General features: G+C 64.1%; 1 protein-coding gene. It reads left to right on the plus strand.

Annotated elements, in window-relative coordinates; genetic code table 11:
• A partial coding sequence (locus IE97_RS39100) for a hypothetical protein (RefSeq protein WP_037845563.1) occupies positions 1–217 on the plus strand: 217 nt, incomplete at both ends.

Genomic DNA, 217 nt, shown 5'->3' on the forward strand with positions numbered 1-217 from the left:
GCATGCGCCGACCAAGAGCTGGCTGATGACGGTGTCGTTGTCCGCGGAGCACAAGGTGCGGTTCTACTCGTCCAAGAACCTCAAGGACTGGGAGCTGCAGAGCGAGTTCGGGCCCGCTGGTGCGACGGGCGGCGTGTGGGAGTGCCCCGATCTGTTCCCCCTCGCGGTCGACGGCGACAGGGACAACATCAAGTGGGTCCTGGTCGTGAACATCAAC

This window comes from Streptomyces sp. NRRL S-455 (assembly GCF_000717875.1).
Classification (GTDB): Bacteria; Actinomycetota; Actinomycetes; order Streptomycetales; family Streptomycetaceae; genus Streptomyces.